We start from the raw sequence: 20,856 nt of genomic DNA on the forward strand, positions 1-20,856 counted from the left end.
GCGTCTGGGTCCCGTCAGCGTAAAGTGCCCGCGCGGTCCTGTCCGGCGATTGCGTTGACGTCAGCCGCGCAGTTCGGCGCGCAGCCGATCCAGCTCGGCCGCGCCGATACCCGCGTCGCTGAGGTAGCCGTCCAGCGAACCGAATTCCTCGTCGATCGTGCGCCGCGCGGCGGCCAGGTATTCGGGACGCACGCCGAGCACGCCGTCGGACAGCCGGGCCTCGGTGAAGGTGACCACCTCCGGGGTCAGCTCGGTATCCCCGCGCTGCTGGATCATTTCGTAGATGTGTGACCGAAGCTCGGGCACGGCGTCGTTGCTGCGCAGGAAGTCGGCGAGGATGGTGTCGCGGTCGATGCCGACCGCCTCCAGCACCGTCGCGACCACGAACCCGGTCCGGTCCTTGCCCGCGAAGCAGTGCGTGAGCACCGGGCGGCCGGCGGCCAGCAGGGTCACGACCTGACGCACCGCGCGTTGCGCCCCGTTGCGCGTGGGGAATTGGCGGTACTCGTCGGTCATGAAGCGGATGGCCGTCGCGTTCACCGACTCTTCGGAGCCGTCGGATTCACCCCGCATCAACCGCTGAAACGCCTCCTCGTGCGGCGCCGCGGCCTCGGCTTCCTCGTCGGTCAGGTCGGGGACGGGCAGCAGGTGGATCGCGACGCCGTCGGGCACCAGCCCGGGCCCGCGCCGGGCGACCTCCCGCGACGCACGCAGGTCGGCGACGTCGGTGATGGCCAGCCGGCGCAGCGTGGCGCGGCCCTCGTCGTCGAGGCGGCTCAGCTCACTGGAGCGGAACAGCCGCCCGGGCCGCAGCGCCGTCGCGCCGTCGGCGACGTCGCGAAAGTTCCACGCGCCCGGCAGTTCTCGGATGGCGGCCTCAGCCATGCGAGGTGACCGTCGCGGCGAGCGCCGATTGCTCCCGGCCGATCTCGGTGCGCGCGATCGTGCGCATGTGCACCTCGTCGGGCCCGTCGAAGATCCGCATCGCGCGGTGCCAGGCGTACATCCGGGCCAGCGCCGTGTCTTCGCTGACACCGGCCGCCCCGTGCACCTGGATCGCGCGGTCGATCACGTCGCAGGCGATCTGCGGGGCGACGGCCTTGATCTGCGAGACCAGCCGGTGGGCGGCCTTGTTGCCGTGCTGGTCGATGGTCCACGCCGCCTTCTCGCACAGCAGGCGTGCCTGGTCGATCTCGTTGCGGGACTTGGCAATTGCCTGCTGCACCAGACCCTGGTCGGCCAGCGGACGGCCGAACGCGATCCGGTTGTTGGCGCGGTGCACCATCAGGGCCAGCGCGCGTTCGGCCCCGCCCAGCGCGCGCATGCAGTGGTGGATGCGCCCCGGCCCGAGCCGCGCCTGGGCGATCGCGAAGCCCCCGCCCTCCTCGCCGAGCAGGTTGGTGGCCGGCACGCGGACATTGTCGTACACGATCTCGCAGTGCCCGGGCTGGTCCTGGTAGCCGAAGACCGTCGTCGAGCGGACCACCGTCACGCCGGGTGTGTCGATGGGCACCAGGACCATCGACTGCTGCTGGTGGCTGGCCGCCTCGGGGTTGGTGCGGCCCATCACGATGAGGATCTTGCAGCGCGGGTCGGCCGCTCCGGACGTCCACCACTTGCGGCCGTTGATCACGTAGTCGGCGCCGTCGCGCACGATGGAGGTTTCGATGTTGCGGGCGTCGCTGCTGGCGACAGCCGGCTCGGTCATCGAGAAGGCGCTGCGGATCTCTCCGGCCAGCAGCGGCTCCAGCCACCGCTTGCGCTGCTCGTCGGTGGCGAACAGGTGCAGGGTTTCCATGTTGCCGGTGTCGGGCGCCGCGCAGTTGAGCGACTCGGGCGCGATCTCGAGACTCCAGCCCGTCAGCTCGGCCAGCGGCGCGTATTCCAGGTTGGTCAAACCGGACTCGGCCGGCAGGAACAGGTTCCACAGCCCCTGCGCTTTGGCCTTGGCCTTGAGGTCCTCGATGACCGGCGGGACGGTGTGGTCGTTCGGGCCGGCCTCGTGACGGTATTTGTCGTACTCGGCCTCGGCCGGAAAGACGTGCTCGATCATGAAGTCGGACAGTCGCTTGTGGTAGTCGCTGGCTTTGGCCGACATCGCGAAGTCCATGACCGCCACGATAGGACACGTGCGGCAAGGGGGCGCGAGCAGACGCAAAAGCACCGCGACACGCCGTTGAGAAGGTGCTTTAGTGTCTGCTCGCGGTAGACAGAGACTCATGTTCACCCGCGAAGCGGCGCTAGAGAAAGTCCAGGCGGCCGAGGACGCCTGGAACACCCGCGATCCCGAACGCGTCAGCCTGGCCTACACGCCCGACTCGCAATGGCGAAACCGCGACGAACACATCGTTGGCCGCGACGCGATTGTCGCGTTCCTGACCCGCAAGTGGCAGCGCGAACTCGACTACTCGCTGCGCAAGAGCCTGTGGGCCTTCCACGACAACCGCATCGCCGTGCGCTTCCAGTACGAGTGCCACGACCGCACCGGCCAGTGGTACCGCAGCTACGGCAACGAGCTGTGGGAATTCGACCCGTCGGGGTTGATGGTGCGCCGCGAGGCCAGCATCAACGACGTGCCGATCGACGAGTCGCAGCGCCGCTATTTCGGGCCCCGTCCGGCATCCGAGCACGGGCAGGATTTCCCGCTCTGGTAGCCCGGTAGGGTGTCTGGCCATGACTGATCCGCAGACGACGGTCGGCGTCGTCGCCGAGTCGGGCAGCGACGAGCGGCGCGTCGCGCTGGTACCGAAGGCGGTCGCATCGTTGGTCGGCAGCGGTGTGGCGGTCGTGGTCGAGGCGGGTGCCGGCGAAGGTGCGCTGCTGCCCGACGACCTCTACACCGAGGCCGGGGCCGGCATCGGCGACGCCTGGGCCGCCGACGTGGTGGTCAAGGTCGCGCCGCCGACGGCCGACGAGGTGGGCAGGCTGCGCAGCGGCCAGACGCTGATCGGCTTCCTCGCGCCCCGCAACGCCGACAACTCGATCGGTGCGCTCGCCGACGCCGGGGTGCAGGCGTTCGCGCTCGAGGCCATCCCGCGGATCTCGCGCGCACAGGCCATGGACGCGTTGTCGTCGCAGGCCAACGTGGCCGGGTACAAGGCCGTGCTGCTGGCGGCCTCAGAATCCACGCGGTTCTTCCCGATGCTCACCACCGCGGCGGGGACGGTGAAGCCGGCCACCGTGTTGGTGCTCGGCGTCGGGGTGGCCGGGCTGCAAGCGCTGGCGACGGCCAAGCGGCTGGGCGCGCGCACCACCGGCTACGACGTGCGGCCTGAGGTCGCCGATCAGGTGCGCTCGGTGGGCGCGCAGTGGCTGGACGTGGGCATCGACGCCGCGGGTGAGGGCGGCTACGCCCGCGAACTCACCGAGGACGAGCGAGCCCAGCAACAGAAGGCGCTGGAAAAAGCGATCAGCGGATTCGACGTGGTGATCACCACGGCGCTGGTGCCGGGCCGTCCGGCGCCGAAGCTGGTGACAGCGGCGGCGGTGGAGGCGATGAAGCCCGGCAGCGTCGTGGTGGACCTGGCCGGCGAAACCGGCGGCAACTGCGAGCTCACCGAACCCGGGCAGACGGTGGTCCGCCACGACGTCACCATCGCCGCGCCGCTGAACCTGCCGGCGACCATGCCCGAGCATGCCAGCGAGCTCTACAGCAAGAACATCACCGCGCTGCTGGACCTGTTGCTCACCGACGGCAAGCTGGCCCCGGACTTCGACGACGAAGTCATCGCCGAATCCTGCGTCACCCGTAAGAAGGACACATAAGGATGTACGACGAACTTCTCGCCAACCTCGCGATCCTGGTGCTGTCCGGGTTCGTCGGGTTCGCGGTGATCTCCAAGGTGCCCAACACGCTGCACACGCCGCTGATGTCGGGCACCAACGCCATCCACGGCATCGTGGTGCTCGGCGCGCTGGTGGTGTTCGGCGAGGTGCAGCACCCGTCGCTGGCGGTGCAGATCATCCTGTTCGTGGCGGTGGTGTTCGGCACGCTGAACGTCATCGGCGGCTTCATCGTCACCGACCGGATGCTGGGCATGTTCAAGGGCAAAAAGAAGGCCGCCAAATGAACTACCTGGTGATCGGCCTGTACATCATCGCGTTCGCGATGTTCATCTACGGGTTGATGGGCCTGACGGGCCCGAAGACCGCGGTGCGCGGCAACCTGATCGCCGCCGTCGGGATGGCCATCGCCGTGGCGGCGACCCTGGTCAAGATCCGGCACACCGACCAATGGGTGCTGATCATCGCGGGCCTGGTCGTGGGCGTCGCACTCGGTGTCCCGCCGGCGCGGTTCACCAAGATGACCGCCATGCCGCAGCTGGTGGCCTTCTTCAACGGCGTCGGCGGCGGCACCGTCGCGCTCATCGCGCTGTCGGAATTCATTGAGACGGACGGCTTTTCGGCCTTCCGGCACGGCGAGTCGCCGACCGTGCACATCGTGGTGGCGTCGTTGTTCGCCGCGATCATCGGGTCGATCTCGTTCTGGGGTTCGATCATCGCGTTCGGCAAGCTGCAGGAGATCATCTCCGGGTCGCCGATCGGCTTCGGCAGGGCCCAGCAGCCGATCAACCTGCTGCTGCTGGCCGGGGCGGTGGCGGCCGCGGTCGTCATCGGCCTGCACGCGCATCCCGGATCCGGGGGCGCCCCGCTGTGGTGGATGATCGGCCTGCTCGCCGCCGCGGGTGTGCTGGGGCTGATGGTGGTGCTGCCCATCGGCGGCGCCGACATGCCGGTGGTGATCTCGTTGCTCAACGCCATGACCGGGCTGTCGGCCGCAGCGGCCGGGTTGGCGCTCAACAACACCGCGATGATCGTGGCCGGGATGATCGTCGGCGCGTCCGGCTCGATCCTGACCAACTTGATGGCCAAGGCGATGAACCGCTCGATCCCCGCGATCGTCGCCGGCGGCTTCGGCGGCGGCGGCGTGGCTCCCAGTGGCGACGGCGGGGGAGACAAGACGGTCAAGGCCACCTCGGCCGCCGACGCCGCGATCCAGATGGCCTACGCCAACCAGGTGATCGTGGTGCCGGGCTACGGCCTGGCCGTCGCGCAGGCCCAGCACGCGGTGAAGGACATGGCCGCCCTGCTGGAGGACAAGGGCGTGGAGGTCAAGTACGCCATCCACCCGGTCGCCGGCCGGATGCCCGGGCACATGAACGTCTTGCTGGCCGAGGCCGAGGTCGACTACGACGCGATGAAGGACATGGACGACATCAACGACGAGTTCGCGCGCACCGACGTCGCGATCGTCATCGGCGCCAACGACGTCACCAACCCGGCGGCCCGCAACGACGCGTCCAGCCCGATCTACGGCATGCCGATCCTCAACGTCGACAAGGCCAAGTCGGTGATCGTGTTGAAGCGGTCGATGAACTCGGGGTTCGCGGGCATCGACAACCCGCTGTTCTACGGCGAGGGCACCAGCATGCTGTTCGGCGACGCGAAGAAATCGGTGACCGAGGTCGCCGAGGAATTGAAAGCGCTATAACGATTCGCCGAGCAGACGCAAAAGCCCCCGACACGCCGAGGTTTTAGGTACCTTTGCGTCTGCTCGCGAGCGGGAGGTGCCGCGCTCTAGACGGGCGGGTAGGCCGGCGGCGGGTAGCCGTTGCCGTCGACGACGCCGCGCAGGCCCCACGGGACGTACCGAAAGAAGAACTCGATCTCGTCGCTCACGTCATAGTCCGGACTCGGATCCATGTCCCCACCTCTCGACTCGCGACCAGTTCGACACACCATCCTAGTCGCAGACGTGCCGCAACGACAGGGCGGCGATGGCTTTAGACTGTCCAACCAGTTGATTGGTCGGCGACGATAGAGAGTGCGAATGCCATCCGAGAACGGGGTGACCCGCCGCGAGGAGTTGCTGGCGGTCGCCACCAAGCTGTTCGCCGCGCGCGGCTACCACGGCACCCGGATGGACGACGTCGCCGACGTGATCGGGCTGAACAAGGCGACCGTCTACCACTACTACGCCAGCAAGTCGCTGATCCTGTTCGACATCTATCGCCAGGCCGCCGAGGGCACGCTGGCCGCCGTCCACGACGACCCGTCCTGGACGGCCCGCGAGGCGCTCTACCAGTACACCGTCCGGCTGCTCACCGGGATCGCGAGCGACCCCGAGCGGGCCGCGGTGTATTTCCAGGAGGCGCCGTACATCACCGAATGGTTCACCGCCGAGCAGGTCGCCGAGGTCCGCGAGAAGGAGACCCAGGTCTACCACCACGTGCACGGCCTGATCGACCGCGGGATCGCCAGCGGCGAGTTCTACCAGTGCGACTCGCACGTGTTGGCGCTCGGCTACATCGGGATGACGCTGGGCAGCTACCGCTGGCTGCGGCCGAGCGGGCGGCGCACCGCCAAGGAGATCGCCGCCGAATTCAGCACCGCGCTGCTGCGCGGCCTGATCCGCGACGACTCGATCCGGCAGAACTCCCCGCTCGGGCCGTAGCGGTCAGGGGAACACCGGCGCCGGGATGAGGCGCAGCACGTCCCCGGCCCCGCCGCTGAGCAGCGACAGCAGCGTCGTGCTCGACTGGCCCAGCGAGATGTTCAGGCCGGGGTTGATGGACGGCACCCACGGGTAGGTGTTCGGGAACAACGACGGCGACAACAACCCGGCCTCCACCCCGATCTCGATCGCGGCGCCGTAGGGACCCTGCACGGAGCCCAGCGCCAGGTCGGGGATGATCGTGAACGGGTTGGGGATCTCGAACAACCCGGCCGGAGTGGGGATGTTCGCGTAGTTGGCGCCCGGCCCGTAGCCCATGTAGCCCATGTCGACGAGCACCCGCAGGTCGGGCTGGAAGATGTCGGCGATCGGCGGGCCGGCATAGGGGATGGCCCGGATGGGCTGCAGCAGCGGCAGGTTCTGGGTCATGAACATGTAGTAGTGGGTGTCGCCGGTGTAGCCGGGCGACGTCGGCAGCGGCACCGCGCCCTGGACCTGGGTGGCCGTCATGAGCGGATAGGTGTTGTGCACGAAGAAGTAGCCCATGAACGCGTTCAGGTCGGAGACGAGGTTCAGCGGGTACTGCGGCAGGTCGGCGATGCCGTCGTACTGCGCGGTGTAAATCGACGTCGGGTAGGGCGAATTCGGCGGCGTGGCACCGTTGAACAACACGTCCAGGAATGGGATGTAGAAACCGGGGAAGCGCTCGAGGATGCCGCCGACGGGGTTGTTCGGGTTGCCGACGAGGGTGAAGGAGAGCTGACCTTGATAGGGTGAGCCGGCCGCCATGAGGGCGTTGATCTCGTTGGTGGCGATCGTGGCGCTTTGCGAGTAGCCGAAGACGACGGCGCTGTTGTTCACGTTGCTGAGCGTCGAATGGATGGCGTTGTCCAGCAGGGTGACGCCCTGGGCGACGGACTGGCCGAACGTCAGGTTGCCCAAGCCCGGTGTCACCGGCCAGAACTGCTCGGGCGTGAACAGCCCTTGCGGGATGGCGCCGGCGAAGAACGGCCTGATGTAGGCGTTGAAGACGTTGTTGACATAGATCGGGTCGGGCTGCGGGTTGTTGGTGCCGCCCATGATCAGCGCGTAGAGCGGGTCCCCGGAGCCCGGATTCAGCAGCGAGGTCAACACCCGAGGGGCGGGCGCGGCGCCGCCGGAGATCAGCGCCGCGTTGGCGGCCTCGGCCTGCGCGTAGGTGTTCGCCGCGGCCGTCAGGGCCCGGGTGAACTCGGCATGGAACGCCTCGGCCTGCGCGAGGGCCGCCTGGTATTGGCGGCCGTAGGCGCCGAACAGGTCCGCGATCGCCGCCGACACCTCGTCCTCGGCCGCGGCCACCACGCCGGTCGTCTGCCCGGCGGCGCCGGCGCCCGCCGCGTTGATCGTCGAACCGATCCCCTGCACGTCGGCCGCCGTCGACGCCAACGTCTCAGGGACTGTGATCAAACTCGTCATCTCCCCGTCCTTCCCCACAGGCCGGGACCCCTGCCCGGGCAGTTACCCGCGACCGTGGGTATTAGGTATTGACCGAGACTAAAACGGCGCCGACGGGAAGTCTGGCGTTTCGCGCAAGTCGGCCCCCGTGGGCGTCCCATAAATAGTGGACTACTGTCTAGAAACGTTTCGAGCGGTTTCAGGGACGGAGACTCTCATGGCCATCCGCGTCGCGCACGTCGGCACCGGAAACGTCGGAGGACTGGCCTTAGCCCAACTGATCACCAACCCGTTGTTCCACCTGACGGGTGTGTGCGTGTCCACGCCGGAGAAGGTGGGCCGCGACGCCGGCGAGCTGTGCGGCCTCGGCCTGGACGAACCCGTCCAGACCGGAGTCACGGCCGTCAATGACCTCGACGCCTTGCTGGCCACCCGGCCCGACTGCGTCGTCTACTGCGCCATGGGCGACACCCGGCTGCCAGACGCGATGGCCGACGTCATGCGCATCCTGGCCGCCGGCATCGACGTGGTCGGATCCTCCCCGGGCCTGCTGCAGTACCCGTGGGGCGTCCTGCCCGACAAGTACATCGCTCGGGTGGAAGACGCTGCCCGGCAAGGTAATTCGAGCATCTTCATCAGCGGGGTCGACCCGGGTTTCGTCAACGACCTGATCCCGTTCGCGCTCGCCGGAACCTGCCAGCGCATCGAGCAGGTGCGCTGCATGGAGATCCACGACTACGCGAGCTACAACGGCCAGGAAGTCATGAACTACATGGGCTTCGCGCGGCCCCTGGACGAGGTGCCGATGCTGCTGCAGCCCGGCGTGCTCAGCATCGCGTGGGGGACGGCGATCCGGCAACTGGCGGCGGGCCTCGGCATCGAGGTCGACGAGATCACCGAGTCATACCAGCGCGAGCCGGCGCCCGAAGACTTCGACATCGCCGTCGGGCACGTCGCCAAGGGCACGGTGGCCGCCCTGCAGTTCGAGATCCGCGGCATGGTCAAGGGGCACCCCGCCATCGTCATCGAGCACATCACCCGGCTGCGCCCCGACCTGAAACCCGAATGGCGGCAACCGGCTTCGGGTGGCGGCTCGTATCGCGTCGAGATCACCGGCGAGCCGTCCTACGCCGTGGACATCGTTCCCGGCAGCCGCAAGGGCGACCACAACCACGCCGCGATCGCCGGCGCGGCCGGGCGCATCGTCAACGCCATCCCCGACGTCATCGCGTCGCCACCCGGCATCGTGACCACGCTGGGCCTGCCGCTGGTCACCGGCAAGGGGCTTTACGCGCCAACCGATTTGGTGACCACCTAACCGAAGGGAGCACGAGTGGGACGGGTAGACGGCAAGGTCGCGCTGATCAGTGGCGGCGCCCGCGGCATGGGCGCCTCGCACGCGCGCATGCTCGTGGAGGAAGGCGCCAAAGTGGTGATCGGCGACGTCCTCGATGACGAGGGACAAGCGCTTGCCTCCGAAATCAATGCGATCGGAGACGCCGCGCGCTACGTCCACCTCGACGTCACGCAACCCGACCAGTGGGACGCCGCGGTCGCCCTGGCGATCGCCGAGTTCGGCAAGCTCAACGTGTTGGTCAACAACGCCGGCATCGTCGCGCTCGGGCAACTGCGCAATTTCGACCTGGGCAAGTGGCAGAAGGTGATTGACGTCAACCTGACCGGCACCTTCCTGGGCATGCGGGTGGCCGTCGACCCGATGACCGCGGCCGGCGGCGGCTCGATCATCAACGTGTCGTCGATCGAGGGGCTGCGCGGCGCGCCCGCCGTGCACCCGTACGTCGCGTCGAAGTGGGCGGTGCGCGGCCTGGCCAAGTCGGCGGCGCTGGAGTTGGCGCCGTTCAACATCCGGGTCAACTCGATCCACCCCGGCTTCATCCGCACCCCGATGACCGAGAAGCTGCCCGAGGACATGGTCACCGTCCCGCTGGGCCGCCCGGGCGAATCCCGCGAGGTCTCGACCTTCGTGCTGTTCCTCGCCAGCGACGAGTCCTCCTACACGACCGGCAGCGAGTTCGTGATGGACGGCGGGCTGGTCACCGACGTGCCGCACAAGGCGTTCTGAGCCGTCGCTATTTGACTTGTGTTGTTTAAGCCACTCCCTGCCCGGGAATAGGGCTGGGGCGCACCTGCGTGCGGGATTCGGGCCGCGAAAGGGGATTAGCTCATGACGGGGTCAATGCGCGACGGAAGGCCACATCCGACGGTGCTGCGGGGATTGGTCCGCATCCCGGCGCCGGAAGAGCCCGCCGGCTGGGCGTCGAGAGCGCTATGCGCGGCCAGCGACCCCGACGGGCTGTTCGTGACGGGCGCCGCCCAACGCAAGGCCGCGGCGCTGTGCCGGCACTGCCCGGTGATGCAGGAGTGCGCGGCTGAGGCGTTGGACAACCGCGTCGAATTCGGCATCTGGGGCGGCATGACCGAACGCCAGCGCCGGGCCCTGCTCCAGCACCACCCCGAGGTGGTGTCCTGGTCAAATTTCCTGAGCGAGCGAACAAACCGTAGCGCCGGCTGAGTCGCCGGCATCGTCAGTTGGTATAACCGCCAGCATGCTTCGCAGCCTGGCCGACGTGGTGGGTTCGCCGCACGTCGTGACCGACCCCGACGTGCTGGCGGGCCGCAGCGTCGACCACACCGGCCGCTACCGCGGGCGGGCCAGCGCGCTGGTGCGGCCGGCGTCCGCCGAGCAGGTCGCCGAGGTGCTGCGGGTGTGCCGCGACGCCGGGGCGCACGTGACGGTGCAGGGCGGGCGCACCTCGCTGGTGGCCGGCACCGTTCCCGAGCACGACGACGTGCTGCTGTCCACCGAGCGGCTTCGCGCCGTGAGCGACGTCGACACCGTCGAGCGCCGCATCGCGGTGGGCGCCGGAGCGGCCCTGGCCGCCGTGCAAAGCGCCGCTGCCGCAGCGGGTTTGGTGTTCGGGGTGGACCTTGCCGCGCGGGACACCGCGACCGTCGGCGGCATGGCCTCCACCAACGCCGGCGGCCTGCGCACCGTGCGCTACGGCAACATGGGCGAGCAGATCGTCGGCCTGCAGGTGGCGCTGCCCGACGGCTCGCTGCTGCGCCGCCACAGCCTGGTGCGCCGCGACAACACCGGCTACGACCTGCCGGCGCTGTTCGTGGGCGCCGAGGGCACGCTCGGCGTCATCACCGAACTGGACCTGCGGCTGCACCCCGCGCCGTCGCATCGGGTCACTGCGGTGTGCGGGTTCGCCGACCTCGAGGCGCTGATCGACGCCGGCCGCACGTTCCGCGACGTGGACGGCATCGCGGCGCTGGAGCTCATCGACGGCCGCGCCGCGGCGCTGACGGCCGAGCACCTCGGGGTGGGCGCGCCGGTGGCCGGCGAGTGGCTGCTGCTGGTGGAGCTGGCCGCCGACCTCGACCAGACCGAACGGCTGGCCGAGCTGCTCGACGGCGCGCGGCTGTGCGGGGAACCCGCGGTCGGCGTGGATGTGGCTGCGCAGCAACGGTTGTGGCGCGTTCGGGAATCGCTGGCCGAGGTGCTCGGCGTGTACGGGCCGCCGCTGAAGTTCGACCTGTCGTTGCCGCTGGCGGCGATCGGCGGGTTCGCCCGCGACGCGGTCGCGTTGGTCCGCGCGCAGGTCGCCGAGGCGCTGCCGGTGTTGTTCGGCCACGTCGGCGAGGGCAACCTGCACCTCAACGTGCTGCGCTGCCCGGTCGAGCGGGAGCCGACGCTGTACGCGCCGATGATGGAGCTCATCGCGGCGTGCGGCGGCAACGTCAGCTCCGAGCACGGCGTCGGCAGCCGCAAGCGGGCCTACCTGGGCATGTCGCGGGAGCCCGCCGACATCGCCGCGATGCGGGCGGTCAAGGCCGCGCTGGACCCGACCGGCTACCTCAACGCCGCGGTGCTGTTCTGATCGCCCTCGCGCGCCGCGTCACCTGCCGCGAGGGTCCGCAAATGTACGCGAAATACGGCGTGTCACCGTACAAACACGGCCGCTCGCGGGGGCCCCGGGGGGATGGGGCTACCCGCTGCCTTTGATCCCGACGGCGTGGCGCAGCTGCTCGAGGAACTCCTCGGCGTCGTCGCTGCGCACGATGTAGTGCGAAATGGCGATCCGGATCACCGTCGCCGCCTTCACCGCGGCGTTGGGCCCGGAGAGGTGGCGCTGCAGGCCGGCGCGCATCTCGGGAATGACGCGGGCGAACTGCGCGATCGTGTGCTCGGGTTCCACGTCGACCATGCGCACGCCCGAGTACGAATCCTGGTACTCGACGATGAACCGCAGCACGGCGTCGAGCTTGTCGGCGCCCTTCAGCCCCGAGGTGGCCTTGACCAGGCCGCTCTCGAAGTACTGCCGCTCGTATTGCGAGAACGCCGACAGCAGCTCCTCTTTGGACGCGAACCAGCGGTACAGCGTGGGACGGGAGACCCCCGCCTGGGTGGCCACCTCGGACAGGCTGAGCTTGGTCTTGCCGTTGCGGCCGAGCACCTTGGCGGTGGCGTCGAGGATGCGCTGACGCGTCGAGGTGTCGATCTCTGCCGCGGGGGCCGGCTGGCTCATAGGTGAATCTTTACGAAGTATCGCCGATGTGTCACGGTGTTTTCGCTTCCCGGCCCGGCTTGGGCGGGCGCCCGCGCACCAGCACGCACTGCTGGATGGCGCCGACTGCGCCCCGCTCGTCGAACAGCGTGCCGACCGTCGTCCCGACCCCGTCCGGCCCGTAGCTGGTCTCCGCGCGGATGCCGATCCAGTCGCCGTCGGGAACCCGGAACACGTGCACGGCGAGGTCGGTGTTGAGGAACGTCCACTTGCTGATGTCCAGCTTGCTGCCGATGCCGTTGGCGCAGTCGGCCACCGCGAACAGCCGCTCCAGCGGTGTCATGGTCTCGCCGTTGACGAGGTCCACGGTCGGCCTGATCCAGGATTCGCCGGGGCCCGGGGTCAGCGGCTCGGTCAGCCACAGCCACTCCAGGCTGTGCACGTAGTTGCGGTCCCAGTCCTTGGCCTTGAGGTTGCGGTCGAAGGCTTCGCCGCGCGGCCGGGGCAGCGGCGCCGCGGCGTGGGCGACGGCGTGGGTGTCCAGCTGCTGCAGTCGCCAGGCGCTGGCGCGCGCCACCGGCCGGGGTTGGCCGTCGGGACCGGGCGCGAGCATCTCGGCGCCGACCAGTTCGATCTGCTTGCCGCCCCGCTGCACCTGCGAGCTGACCCACAGGTCGCCCTCGGCCGGCACCCCGCCCAACAGGTCGATGACGACGCGCGACAGCCGGGTGTCCTCGCGCTGGTCGCACCGTTCCAGCGCCCGGACCAGCAGCGCCGACACCGGGCCGCCGTGCTGGATCGCGGCCGACCAGGTGCCGCGCGCCAGGTCGGTCGCCCGGAACTTTTCGCCCGGCCCGTCGGAGTCGATGAGCTCGTAATACGCGTCGGTCACTCGTGTACCTCTCGGATGTCAGGGCAGCCCGGCGCCGGGGATGTCGACGGTCACGGCGTCCAGCCGCGAGAGCCGGGTGCCGACCAGCCGCCGCGGATAGGCGTCGGTGCTGGACAGCAGGAACAGCGTGCGCCGCGCCGGACCGCCGAGCGCACACGCGATCGCCACCCGCTCGGCCATGTCGATGCGGTCGGTCACGGCGCCGCCCTCGACGATCCGCTCGAACTGGTGCGCCAGCGTCATCGCCACCCACACCCCGCCCTCGGCGTCCAGCGCGATGCCGTCCGGCGGCCCGTCCAGGCCGTCGGCGAAGACGCGGCGGTCACCCAGCCCGCCGTCCGCGCCGATGGCGAACGCGGTCAGCCGGCGGCCCGTCGATTCGGCCACGATCAGCGTCGTGCCGTCGGGGGTGATCACCATGCCGTTAGGGAAGTCGAGGTCGTCGGCGACGACGGTAGGGGTGTCGTCGGCGTCGAGGCGGATGATCGCGCCGCCGGAGAACGCCTGGCATCCGATATAGGCGCGCCCGGCGCCGTCGACGACCATGTCGCCCAGGTTGGTCGGCGTCAGGTCGGCCAGGTCGGCGGCGGTGACGACCGTTTCGCCGTCGTAGCGCAACACCTGCCGGTCCTCGGTCGAGACGATCAGCAGCGACCCGTCGGGACGAAACCCCAGCCCCGACGGCGAACGCCCGGGCAGCGGCAACGTGGTCAGCGAGCCGCGCATGTCCGCGGTGTGTACGGCCTCGCCCAGCATGTCGGAGAACCACAGCAGCCCTTCGAACCAGCGTGGGCCCTCACCGAAGCAGAATCCCTTGGCCAGGGGCTCGGGGATCATGCGCGGAAGCCTTTACAAAACACCGCAAAAGTGTCATGCACGGCGTGCTGCGGTGTCAATCTCACCCGGTGCGTGCGGGATGTCGTTAGCCAAGCTTTACAAATCTTGCTCAAAGTGTCACGCTGAGCCCCTGAGCTGCGAGCGCGAGAGGTGGAGCGGACTTGACCCAGGCATCGGAGGCATCCGGACAGACCGAGTGGACGGTGCAGGGCCTGCTGGACCTGTTCGACGTGCAGGCCGACGGGCAGGACCGGTTCACGGCCGAAACCGGGTTTGACGCGGGGGACGGCCGCCAGGTGGTGGAGGGCACCCAGGTGCTCGCCCAGGCGATTGTCGCTGTGGCCAAGCGGTTTCCGGACAAGTCGGTGCGCTCGGCGCACGCGGTGTTCTCGCGCGCCGTGGCCGTCGGCCCGCCGATCGAACTCGTCCTCGACGTGGTGGCCGAAGGCCGGTCCACCGCGACCGCCGTCGTCGCCGTGCACCAGAACGGCCGGCGCTGCCTGAGCATCACCGTCCTGGCCGACGTCCCGACCGGGGACGTGATCCGCCACCACCTGCCACGCCCCGACGTGGCGGCGCCGGCCGACGCCAACGTGTCCGAGATGCCGATGGCCGGCCGGCAGCTGCGCCTGGTCGACGTCGTCGACGTCAACAGCCCCGACGAGGTGGGCCCGCCGGAGCTCTACGCGTGGCTGCACTACGACCCGATCCCCACCCGCGACGACCTGGCCAAGGCGCTCGTCGCGTACTTCACCGGGCATCTCGGGATCTCCACCACCATGCGGGCGCACGAGGGCATCGGCACCGCCCAGGCCCACCTCACCGTGTCCACCGCGCCGATGACGATCTCGGTCGCGTTTCACGAGCCGGTGCGCTGGGACGGGTGGCTGCTCTACAGCCACGAGAGCACCCAGGTCGGCGCGGGGATGTCGTACGTGCGCGGCGCCGTGCATTCCGAGGAGGGCGAGCTGCTGGCGTCCTTCGCCCAGGAGGCGCTGATCCGCCCGTTGCGCACCAGCGACACCGCGATCGATTCCCGCGCGCGGTTCTGACCGTCATGCGCTTCACGTTCACCCACCCGATGCACAGCCATCCGTACAACCCGGAATTGGTGGCCGGGGAGGGCATTGCGACGGTGGCGGCGGCGGCCGAGGCGGCGGGGATCGACGGCTTCGGCTTCACCGATCACCCCGCGCCGTCGCAGCGCTGGCTTCAGGCCGGGGGCCACGACGCGGTGGATCCCTTTGTCGCACTGGGCTTCGCGGCGGCCAGGACCAGCACGCTGCGCCTGATCCCCAACATCGTGGTGCTGCCGTACCGAAACCCGTTCGTGGTGGCCAAGTCCGGCGCGACGCTGGATCTGCTGTCGGGTGGCCGGTTCACGCTGGCCGTCGGGGTCGGCTATCTCAAGCGGGAATTCGCGGCGCTCGGGGTCAGCTACGACGAGCGGGCCGAGCTGTTCGAGGAAGCGCTGCGGGTGATCCGCGCGATCTGGGCGGGCGACGACATCTCCTTCGAGGGAAAGCATTTCAGCGCGCGCGGGATCACCGCGCACCCGCGGCCGGCCAGCCCCCCACCGATCTGGATCGGCGGCAACACGGCGGCCTCGCGCCAGCGGGTGGCGCTCTACGGCGACGGCTGGTGCCCGTTTCCCGCGCCGCCGCAACTGGCCCAGACCGCCGGCACGGCCGTCATCGACTCGGTGCAGCGCCTCACCGAGGGCATCGACGATCTGCGGCGCCGGTGTGACGCGGCGGGCCGGGACTCCTCGGCGATCGACATCACCTTCACCAATTTCGACGGCGGCAGCCCCGCGACCGACGAGTTCAACGCCGACGCTTACCTTTCCGGCCTGGAAAAGCTCGCGGCCCTGGGTGTGACGTGGGTCAGCGTGCATCTGCCCGGGGACAGCCTGGCGCATGCGCTGGAAACCCTCGACCGGTTCCGCGCCGACGTGATCGACGCGCTGTAATGGACTTTTCGCACGTCACGCTCTCACCCGAGGATCAGGATTTTTACGATCAGTTCCGGGAGTTCATCACCGAGCATGTCACCGAGGAGGTACGGCGGCGCGATCGTGAGACCGGTGAAAACTTCAGTGAGCCGGTGCATTTGGCTCTGGGCGAAGCGGGTTATTTGGCGTCGGATTGGAAGCTGGAATCCGAGGGCGGCTTCAATCCGGTGCGCCGGCGGATCTTCCACCTCGAGATTGGTCGTGCCCATGCCCCGTGGTTCCACTGGGGCACCACGGCGGCGGTCGCGCGGTTGGTGCGCCAGTTCGGGGCGGCCGAACTCGTCGACGCGGTGCTGCCGGGCGTGCTGTCCGGAGAGATCCGGATATGCCTGGGCTATACCGAACCCGAGGGCGGCTCCGACGTCGCCACCTGCAAGACCCGCGCCGTGCGGGACGGCTCGGGCTGGGTTATCAACGGGTCCAAGATGTTCACCTCGAACGCGCAGAACGCCAGGTACGTCTTCCTGCTCACCAACACCGATCCGCAGGGACCCAAGCACAAAAACCTGACGATGTTTCTGGTGCCGCTCGATTCGCCGGGCATCGAGATCCAGCCGATCCGCACCCTGGACGGCGACCGCACCAACATCGTCTACTACAGCGACGTCCGCGTCGACGACCTCTTCCGCATCGGTGAGGTCAACGGCGGCTGGACGGTGATGCGCTTCGCTCTCGACGCCGAACATGGCATCACCGACATCGAAGACCATGGCCTGCAGAATGTTTCGATGCTCTCGGAGCACGGCCATCTGATGGCCGAGGCGGCCGACGGGGTCGCGGCGATCCTGTCCACGCCCGATGCGGACGGGCGGCGCCCGATCGACGACGAGTCGACGAAATACCGGCTGGGTCGCAGCATGGCCCGCATCGAGGCGGCCATGTCGACTCCGGGCATGTACGGGCGAGTGGCGCTCATTCAGACCATGCGTGAGGTCTCTCAGGAATTGATGGACCTGCTGGCGCCGGCGTCGGCATTGCCCACCGACACAGCGGGTTCCGCGGATGACGGCGCTATCGAATTCATCTTCCGGCACGGCGTTCCCGCCGGCATCTACGGCGGCACCATGGAGGTGTTCCGCAACATGATCGCCCAGCACGAGCTCGGGCTGGGCCGGCCGAGTTACTGACTTTCGCGAGAGTGCAACCAGCGACACGGCTACTCGGGCGATGTGTTGCCAGTTGCACTCTCGCGGATCAGGTGGGCGGCAGTTCGGCCGCCACGTCGCAGCGGGCGGGGTCGAAACTCAGAAAACCCTTGACGGGCAGGCTTTCCGGGGGCGGATCGTCGTAGCTCCACGCGACATCCTCGACATCCCGGCCCCCCACGACGGCCGACCAGTACGTCGCGAAGCCCTTGTAGTTGCAATAGCTCGACGTCTCCGATTCGCGCAGCAGGTCGGTGCGCACGTGTTGTGGGTCGACGTAGAGGCGCGGCTCGAGGGCGGTCTCGAACAGGATCACCGTGTCGTCGGTGTCCACCAACACGGTGCCGGCGATGGAGACGCGCAGGCGGCGTTTCGTCGGCCGGCAGTCGACGCGGTGATACGGGTTGGGCGGGTAGTGGACGAGTTTGCGACCCTCTTCCAGCCAGGTGTCGACGGCGTCCCACGGGACGTGGACGAAGCCCGGCGCCTCCGGTTCGGGTTCGGTCGGCAGGTCGCCGACCACGTCGGCGGGGAAGACGTAGCTCAGCGGGCGGCCCTGCCGGTGCACCAGCAGCGCCCGCTCGGTGTCGATCACCGCGCGCCCGTCCCGCAGCGCCTGCACCCGCCGGGGGTGGGGCTCGATATAGACGAGGCCGTCGGGCACCGGGGGCGAGAACCGCCCCGCGGGATCGCTGCTGAGTGGACCGCGTCCGGCCACAAGAGTCATCGTTTCCAACTTATCGTGAGGGCGAGTGTGTTCTTGACACCCGGACCGTGACGTATGTACGGTGTACATACGTCACTAGCGAGGTAACGATGCGCAATACCGAGGCCGTCACCACCAAGACCGCACGCGACCAGCGCTTGAATATCCGCGCCAGCGCGCGTCAGCAGCAGCTGATACGTCGGGCCGCGGACGCGGCGGACAGCACCGTCACGGACTTCATCCTCAACAGCGCCTTGCAGAGCGCCGAGCGGGTTCTTGCCGATCGCAAGTGGTTCGTCGCGAGCGAACAGCAGTGGACCGAGTTTCAGGCCTTGCTCGACGCTCCATTGGAGCCGATGCCCAAACTCGATCGACTTCTGCGGCGGGACAGTCCATTTGCCGAGCACGACTGACGCGACCGTTGGCCGAAGGCGATCGACCAAGGCCGACCCGGCCCGAAAAGCTCACCAGAGCGCACGATCGGACCGCCTTCGCGTCGGGCGCGACCGAGCTCGATGAGTGGCTTGCGAAATACAGTTGGCAGAACCAGCGGGCCAACAATGCGACCACCTACGTCAGCACTTTCGACGGCCGCGTCGTCGGTTACTACGCAATTACGGTCGCAGGGTACGAACGCGCCGCCGCTCCCGAAGCGGTGGCAAAAAAGGCTCCCGAAACTGTCCCGTGTTTTCTGCTGGCCCGGCTCGCAGTCGATGCCGAGTGGCAGGGACGTGGTCTGGGGTGGGGTCTCTTGCGCGACGCGATGCGGCGAGTCCTCATGCTGTCGAAATCGGTAGCAGCACCAGCCCTTTTGGTCCATGCCCGCGACGACGATGCTCGCGCCTTCTATCTGCATCATGCGGAGTTCCTGGAATCACCGGTCGACCCACTTCACCTTTTTCTGCCGATGAAGGCGATCGCGTCGGCATTTGAAGACCGCTGACCCTGTGACCCGGTGGGAGGACCCCGCCGCGATGCAGGGTAGGAACTTACCCATGGCGGGACCGATGGAAGGCTACAAAGTCGTCGAGCTCGGGGTCTGGGTGGCCGGGCCGGCCACCGGGGGCATCCTGGCCGACTGGGGCGCCGACGTCATCAAGATCGAGCCGCCGACCGGCGACCCGGGCCGCCTGTTCGGCAAGATGCTGGGCTGCGACCTCGGGGTCAACCCGCCGTTCGAAATGGACAACCGCTCCAAGCGCAGCGTCGTTTTGGACCTCACCACCGACGGGGGCCGGGACGCCGCGTTCGAATTGCTCTCCGACGCAGACGTTTTCGTGACCAACGTGCGCCCCGCCGCGCTGCAACGCCTCGGCCTCGACTTCGAGTCGGTAGCGGCGCGCCACCCGCGCCTGGTCTACGGCCTGATCACCGGGTACGGCGAGACCGGGCCCGACGCCGACCGCGCCGCCTACGACGTCGCCGCGTTCTGGTCGCGCGCCGGGGTCGCCCACCTGCTGACCCGACCCGGCGACACGCCGCCGTTTCAGCGGGGCGGCATGGGCGACCACTCGGCGGGGATGACGCTGGCCGCCGCGGTGTGTGCGGCGCTGCTCGCCCGCCAACGCACCGGCGCGGGCCAACTGGTCACCACCTCGCTGTACCGCCAGGGCGCCTACACGGTCAGCTTCGACCTCAACACCTACCTGCTGACCGGCCAGCCGATCGCGATCGGCCAGCGCGAAACGATGGGCAACCCCTGCATGAACAACTACACCGCTGCCGACGGGCGGCGGTTCTGGCTCGTCGGGCTGGAGGCCGAGCGGCACTGGCCCGCGCTGTGCCGGGCGGTGGGGCGCCCCGGCTGGGGCGAGGACGATCCCCGGTTCGGCGACGCCCGCTCCCGCGCGGTCAACGCGGTGCAGCTCATCGCCGAGCTGGACGAGATCTTCGCGACCCGCCCGCTCGATGAGTGGGCGCAGATCTTCGCGGGAGAGCCCGAGCTCTTCTGGTCGCCGGTCAACGCGCTCGAGGACGTCGTGGCCGACGAGCAGTTCCACGCCGCCGGCGGCATCGTCGATGTTCCCGACGGGGAAGCGGGAGTCGCGATGGTGGCCACCCCGGCGGACTTCCACGGCACGCCGTGGGCGCCGCGCTCGGTGGCACCGCAACTGGGTCAGCACACCGACGAGGTCCTTACCGAACTCAAAGCCCGGCGCAACGGGCAATTCGAAGGCTAGGCACCTTTACAAATTTGGCCAGAAGTGTCACGCTGTCGGGTGACAACAAGCCCATGCCAAACCCTGCAGGAAACGCCCACGCACCCCAGAGTGCGGCGGTGAGGAACGGATTGATGGTCACTCCAACGCTCGACATCAGCCACAACAGCCGGGTCACCGCTCCGCGAGCAATCCGCGCGGACGGCGACAATCTGCGATATCGGCTCGATGTCGTCGCCGCCAGCGCCGCCGATGTCGTGCAGTCGGCCGGGGGCTGGCTCTACGACCGGGTGATGGCCGGCTGGCAGGTGAACGTGCTGCTGCCACACAGCTGCGACACCCGCCCGCTGCGGATCCTCGGGGTGCAGGCGTTGGACCCCGAGGCGCGGACGGCCCTGGCGGGGTCGACCGGCCACAGCCTGGCGGTCAGCGCCGAGGCGTTCACCGCCGACACGCGCGTGCGCGAGAAGGTGCTGGAATCCCTGGGCGATCGGCTGACCGAGGTGGCCCTGTGGGGTGACGGCTGGCCGCTGGCGGTCGACCGCGCGACGACCCGGGCGCAGTACGTGCTCAGCGCCGCGGCGCGCAGATTCAAAGGGTATGCGCTCGCGGCGGCCGGGATCGCCTGCGACGCGGTCGATCCCACCGAGACGTTGCTGACGGACTCGGCGCGCCTCGACTAG

General features: G+C 68.9%; 24 protein-coding genes. 16 read left to right on the plus strand and 8 right to left on the minus strand.

The window, feature by feature from the left end:
• Positions 1–60: 60 nt before the first annotated feature.
• Together AC5Y4Z_RS16170 and AC5Y4Z_RS16175 are read right to left on the minus strand one after the other, a co-directional pair.
• Positions 61–885: a tyrosine-protein phosphatase gene (locus AC5Y4Z_RS16170; RefSeq protein ID WP_499965461.1), complete on the minus strand. Its 825-nt coding sequence runs from the start codon at positions 883–885 to the stop codon at positions 61–63.
• Complete coding sequence (locus AC5Y4Z_RS16175) at positions 878–2,098, minus strand: acyl-CoA dehydrogenase family protein (RefSeq protein ID WP_499965518.1); 1,221 nt, start codon at positions 2,096–2,098, stop codon at positions 878–880. Before AC5Y4Z_RS16175 ends, AC5Y4Z_RS16170 begins: the two co-directional genes overlap by 8 nt.
• A gap of 121 nt (positions 2,099–2,219) precedes the next feature.
• On the opposite strand from AC5Y4Z_RS16175, the gene AC5Y4Z_RS16180 reads away from it, so the two are divergent.
• The 4 genes from AC5Y4Z_RS16180 to AC5Y4Z_RS16195 are packed head-to-tail and all read left to right on the plus strand — an operon-like array spanning position 2,220 to position 5,491.
• Positions 2,220–2,654, plus strand: coding sequence for a nuclear transport factor 2 family protein (locus AC5Y4Z_RS16180; protein WP_499965462.1), 435 nt, complete (start codon positions 2,220–2,222; stop codon positions 2,652–2,654).
• 19 nt (positions 2,655–2,673) lie between these two features.
• Positions 2,674–3,765 (plus strand): Re/Si-specific NAD(P)(+) transhydrogenase subunit alpha, encoded by a 1,092-nt coding sequence (locus tag AC5Y4Z_RS16185; protein WP_499965463.1) that lies wholly within the window; start codon positions 2,674–2,676, stop codon positions 3,763–3,765.
• A 2-nt stretch (positions 3,766–3,767) separates the two neighbouring features.
• Positions 3,768–4,070 (plus strand): NAD(P) transhydrogenase subunit alpha part 2, encoded by a 303-nt coding sequence (locus AC5Y4Z_RS16190; protein WP_499965464.1) that lies wholly within the window; start codon positions 3,768–3,770, stop codon positions 4,068–4,070.
• Entirely contained in the window at positions 4,067–5,491 is a 1,425-nt protein-coding gene (locus AC5Y4Z_RS16195) for an NAD(P)(+) transhydrogenase (Re/Si-specific) subunit beta (RefSeq protein ID WP_499965465.1), read from the plus strand. The genes AC5Y4Z_RS16190 and AC5Y4Z_RS16195 overlap by 4 nt, the downstream gene beginning before the upstream one ends.
• Positions 5,492–5,577: 86 nt before the next feature.
• Here AC5Y4Z_RS16195 and AC5Y4Z_RS16200 read toward each other — a convergent pair whose 3' ends face one another.
• Entirely contained in the window at positions 5,578–5,703 is a 126-nt protein-coding gene (locus AC5Y4Z_RS16200; protein WP_120313732.1) for a hypothetical protein, read from the minus strand.
• 127 nt (positions 5,704–5,830) lie between these two features.
• On the opposite strand from AC5Y4Z_RS16200, the gene AC5Y4Z_RS16205 reads away from it, so the two are divergent.
• Entirely contained in the window at positions 5,831–6,454 is a 624-nt protein-coding gene (locus AC5Y4Z_RS16205; RefSeq protein ID WP_499965466.1) for a TetR/AcrR family transcriptional regulator, read from the plus strand.
• 3 nt (positions 6,455–6,457) lie between these two features.
• Here AC5Y4Z_RS16205 and AC5Y4Z_RS16210 read toward each other — a convergent pair whose 3' ends face one another.
• Positions 6,458–7,909, minus strand: a complete 1,452-nt coding sequence (locus tag AC5Y4Z_RS16210; RefSeq protein ID WP_499965467.1) for a PE family protein — start codon at positions 7,907–7,909, stop codon at positions 6,458–6,460.
• 196 nt (positions 7,910–8,105) lie between these two features.
• On the opposite strand from AC5Y4Z_RS16210, the gene AC5Y4Z_RS16215 reads away from it, so the two are divergent.
• From AC5Y4Z_RS16215 to AC5Y4Z_RS16230, 4 genes are all read left to right on the plus strand, one after another.
• Complete coding sequence (locus AC5Y4Z_RS16215) at positions 8,106–9,206, plus strand: NAD(P)H-dependent amine dehydrogenase family protein (protein ID WP_499965468.1); 1,101 nt, start codon at positions 8,106–8,108, stop codon at positions 9,204–9,206.
• A 15-nt stretch (positions 9,207–9,221) separates the two neighbouring features.
• A complete protein-coding gene (locus tag AC5Y4Z_RS16220) occupies positions 9,222–9,971 on the plus strand; it encodes a glucose 1-dehydrogenase (RefSeq protein WP_499965469.1) in 750 nt (249 codons plus the stop codon).
• 102 nt (positions 9,972–10,073) lie between these two features.
• Positions 10,074–10,421 (plus strand): WhiB family transcriptional regulator, encoded by a 348-nt coding sequence (locus AC5Y4Z_RS16225; protein WP_499965470.1) that lies wholly within the window; start codon positions 10,074–10,076, stop codon positions 10,419–10,421.
• A gap of 34 nt (positions 10,422–10,455) precedes the next feature.
• Entirely contained in the window at positions 10,456–11,793 is a 1,338-nt protein-coding gene (locus AC5Y4Z_RS16230; protein ID WP_499965471.1) for an FAD-binding oxidoreductase, read from the plus strand.
• A gap of 108 nt (positions 11,794–11,901) precedes the next feature.
• On the opposite strand, the gene AC5Y4Z_RS16235 is transcribed toward AC5Y4Z_RS16230, so the two are convergent.
• From AC5Y4Z_RS16235 to AC5Y4Z_RS16245, 3 genes are read right to left on the minus strand one after another with little or no spacing between them, the layout of a single operon-like run.
• Positions 11,902–12,441 carry a TetR/AcrR family transcriptional regulator gene (locus tag AC5Y4Z_RS16235; RefSeq protein WP_499965472.1) on the minus strand — a complete coding sequence of 180 codons (540 nt, stop codon included), beginning with the start codon at positions 12,439–12,441 and terminating at the stop codon, positions 11,902–11,904.
• 31 nt (positions 12,442–12,472) lie between these two features.
• A complete protein-coding gene (locus AC5Y4Z_RS16240) occupies positions 12,473–13,312 on the minus strand; it encodes a thioesterase family protein (protein WP_499965473.1) in 840 nt (279 codons plus the stop codon).
• Between the two features lie 18 nt (positions 13,313–13,330).
• The gene (locus tag AC5Y4Z_RS16245) at positions 13,331–14,149 is read right to left on the minus strand and encodes an SMP-30/gluconolactonase/LRE family protein (protein ID WP_499965474.1); all 819 of its coding nucleotides are present in this window, start codon (positions 14,147–14,149) and stop codon (positions 13,331–13,333) included.
• Between the two features lie 161 nt (positions 14,150–14,310).
• Here AC5Y4Z_RS16245 and AC5Y4Z_RS16250 point away from each other — a divergent pair, with 161 nt between their 5' ends.
• Genes AC5Y4Z_RS16250 through AC5Y4Z_RS16260 form a run of 3 tightly spaced genes read left to right on the plus strand, consistent with a single transcriptional unit; the run spans position 14,311 to position 17,290 of the window.
• Entirely contained in the window at positions 14,311–15,201 is an 891-nt protein-coding gene (locus tag AC5Y4Z_RS16250) for an acyl-CoA thioesterase (protein WP_499965475.1), read from the plus strand.
• 5 nt (positions 15,202–15,206) lie between these two features.
• Complete coding sequence (locus AC5Y4Z_RS16255) at positions 15,207–16,121, plus strand: LLM class F420-dependent oxidoreductase (RefSeq protein WP_499965476.1); 915 nt, start codon at positions 15,207–15,209, stop codon at positions 16,119–16,121.
• Positions 16,121–17,290 (plus strand): acyl-CoA dehydrogenase family protein, encoded by a 1,170-nt coding sequence (locus tag AC5Y4Z_RS16260; RefSeq protein WP_499965477.1) that lies wholly within the window; start codon positions 16,121–16,123, stop codon positions 17,288–17,290. The genes AC5Y4Z_RS16255 and AC5Y4Z_RS16260 overlap by 1 nt, the downstream gene beginning before the upstream one ends.
• 67 nt (positions 17,291–17,357) lie before the next feature.
• On the opposite strand, the gene AC5Y4Z_RS16265 is transcribed toward AC5Y4Z_RS16260, so the two are convergent.
• Complete coding sequence (locus AC5Y4Z_RS16265; RefSeq protein ID WP_499965478.1) at positions 17,358–18,035, minus strand: DUF427 domain-containing protein; 678 nt, start codon at positions 18,033–18,035, stop codon at positions 17,358–17,360.
• Positions 18,036–18,124: 89 nt separating this feature from the next.
• On the opposite strand from AC5Y4Z_RS16265, the gene AC5Y4Z_RS16270 reads away from it, so the two are divergent.
• The 4 genes from AC5Y4Z_RS16270 to AC5Y4Z_RS16285 all read left to right on the plus strand — a co-directional run bounded on the left by AC5Y4Z_RS16270 (position 18,125) and on the right by AC5Y4Z_RS16285 (position 20,856).
• A complete protein-coding gene (locus AC5Y4Z_RS16270; RefSeq protein WP_499965479.1) occupies positions 18,125–18,427 on the plus strand; it encodes a type II toxin-antitoxin system TacA family antitoxin in 303 nt (100 codons plus the stop codon).
• An 8-nt stretch (positions 18,428–18,435) separates the two neighbouring features.
• The gene (locus AC5Y4Z_RS16275) at positions 18,436–18,957 is read left to right on the plus strand and encodes a GNAT family N-acetyltransferase (protein ID WP_499965480.1); all 522 of its coding nucleotides are present in this window, start codon (positions 18,436–18,438) and stop codon (positions 18,955–18,957) included.
• Positions 18,958–19,009: 52 nt separating this feature from the next.
• A complete protein-coding gene (locus AC5Y4Z_RS16280) occupies positions 19,010–20,194 on the plus strand; it encodes a CaiB/BaiF CoA transferase family protein (RefSeq protein WP_499965481.1) in 1,185 nt (394 codons plus the stop codon).
• Positions 20,195–20,307: 113 nt separating this feature from the next.
• The gene (locus tag AC5Y4Z_RS16285; RefSeq protein ID WP_499965482.1) at positions 20,308–20,856 is read left to right on the plus strand and encodes a hypothetical protein; all 549 of its coding nucleotides are present in this window, start codon (positions 20,308–20,310) and stop codon (positions 20,854–20,856) included.

The sequence above is a fragment of the Mycobacterium sp. NGS63 genome, from assembly GCF_059812295.1.

Bases quoted from the DNA above. Each gene is read 5' to 3' on its own strand.
- AC5Y4Z_RS16170 (WP_499965461.1), bottom strand. From the start codon at position 885: ATGGCTGAGGCCGCCATCCGAGAACTGCCGGGCGCGTGGAACTTTCGC.
- AC5Y4Z_RS16175 (WP_499965518.1), bottom strand. From the start codon at position 2,098: ATGTCGGCCAAAGCCAGCGACTACCACAAGCGACTGTCCGACTTCATG.
- AC5Y4Z_RS16180 (WP_499965462.1), top strand. From the start codon at position 2,220: ATGTTCACCCGCGAAGCGGCGCTAGAGAAAGTCCAGGCGGCCGAGGAC.
- AC5Y4Z_RS16185 (WP_499965463.1), top strand. From the start codon at position 2,674: ATGACTGATCCGCAGACGACGGTCGGCGTCGTCGCCGAGTCGGGCAGC.
- AC5Y4Z_RS16190 (WP_499965464.1), top strand. From the start codon at position 3,768: ATGTACGACGAACTTCTCGCCAACCTCGCGATCCTGGTGCTGTCCGGG.
- AC5Y4Z_RS16195 (WP_499965465.1), top strand. From the start codon at position 4,067: ATGAACTACCTGGTGATCGGCCTGTACATCATCGCGTTCGCGATGTTC.
- AC5Y4Z_RS16200 (WP_120313732.1), bottom strand. From the start codon at position 5,703: ATGGATCCGAGTCCGGACTATGACGTGAGCGACGAGATCGAGTTCTTC.
- AC5Y4Z_RS16205 (WP_499965466.1), top strand. From the start codon at position 5,831: ATGCCATCCGAGAACGGGGTGACCCGCCGCGAGGAGTTGCTGGCGGTC.
- AC5Y4Z_RS16210 (WP_499965467.1), bottom strand. From the start codon at position 7,909: ATGACGAGTTTGATCACAGTCCCTGAGACGTTGGCGTCGACGGCGGCC.
- AC5Y4Z_RS16215 (WP_499965468.1), top strand. From the start codon at position 8,106: ATGGCCATCCGCGTCGCGCACGTCGGCACCGGAAACGTCGGAGGACTG.
- AC5Y4Z_RS16225 (WP_499965470.1), top strand. From the start codon at position 10,074: ATGACGGGGTCAATGCGCGACGGAAGGCCACATCCGACGGTGCTGCGG.
- AC5Y4Z_RS16230 (WP_499965471.1), top strand. From the start codon at position 10,456: ATGCTTCGCAGCCTGGCCGACGTGGTGGGTTCGCCGCACGTCGTGACC.
- AC5Y4Z_RS16235 (WP_499965472.1), bottom strand. From the start codon at position 12,441: ATGAGCCAGCCGGCCCCCGCGGCAGAGATCGACACCTCGACGCGTCAG.
- AC5Y4Z_RS16245 (WP_499965474.1), bottom strand. From the start codon at position 14,149: ATGATCCCCGAGCCCCTGGCCAAGGGATTCTGCTTCGGTGAGGGCCCA.
- AC5Y4Z_RS16255 (WP_499965476.1), top strand. From the start codon at position 15,207: ATGCGCTTCACGTTCACCCACCCGATGCACAGCCATCCGTACAACCCG.
- AC5Y4Z_RS16260 (WP_499965477.1), top strand. From the start codon at position 16,121: ATGGACTTTTCGCACGTCACGCTCTCACCCGAGGATCAGGATTTTTAC.
- AC5Y4Z_RS16265 (WP_499965478.1), bottom strand. From the start codon at position 18,035: ATGACTCTTGTGGCCGGACGCGGTCCACTCAGCAGCGATCCCGCGGGG.
- AC5Y4Z_RS16270 (WP_499965479.1), top strand. From the start codon at position 18,125: ATGCGCAATACCGAGGCCGTCACCACCAAGACCGCACGCGACCAGCGC.
- AC5Y4Z_RS16280 (WP_499965481.1), top strand. From the start codon at position 19,010: ATGGCGGGACCGATGGAAGGCTACAAAGTCGTCGAGCTCGGGGTCTGG.
- AC5Y4Z_RS16285 (WP_499965482.1), top strand. From the start codon at position 20,308: ATGGTCACTCCAACGCTCGACATCAGCCACAACAGCCGGGTCACCGCT.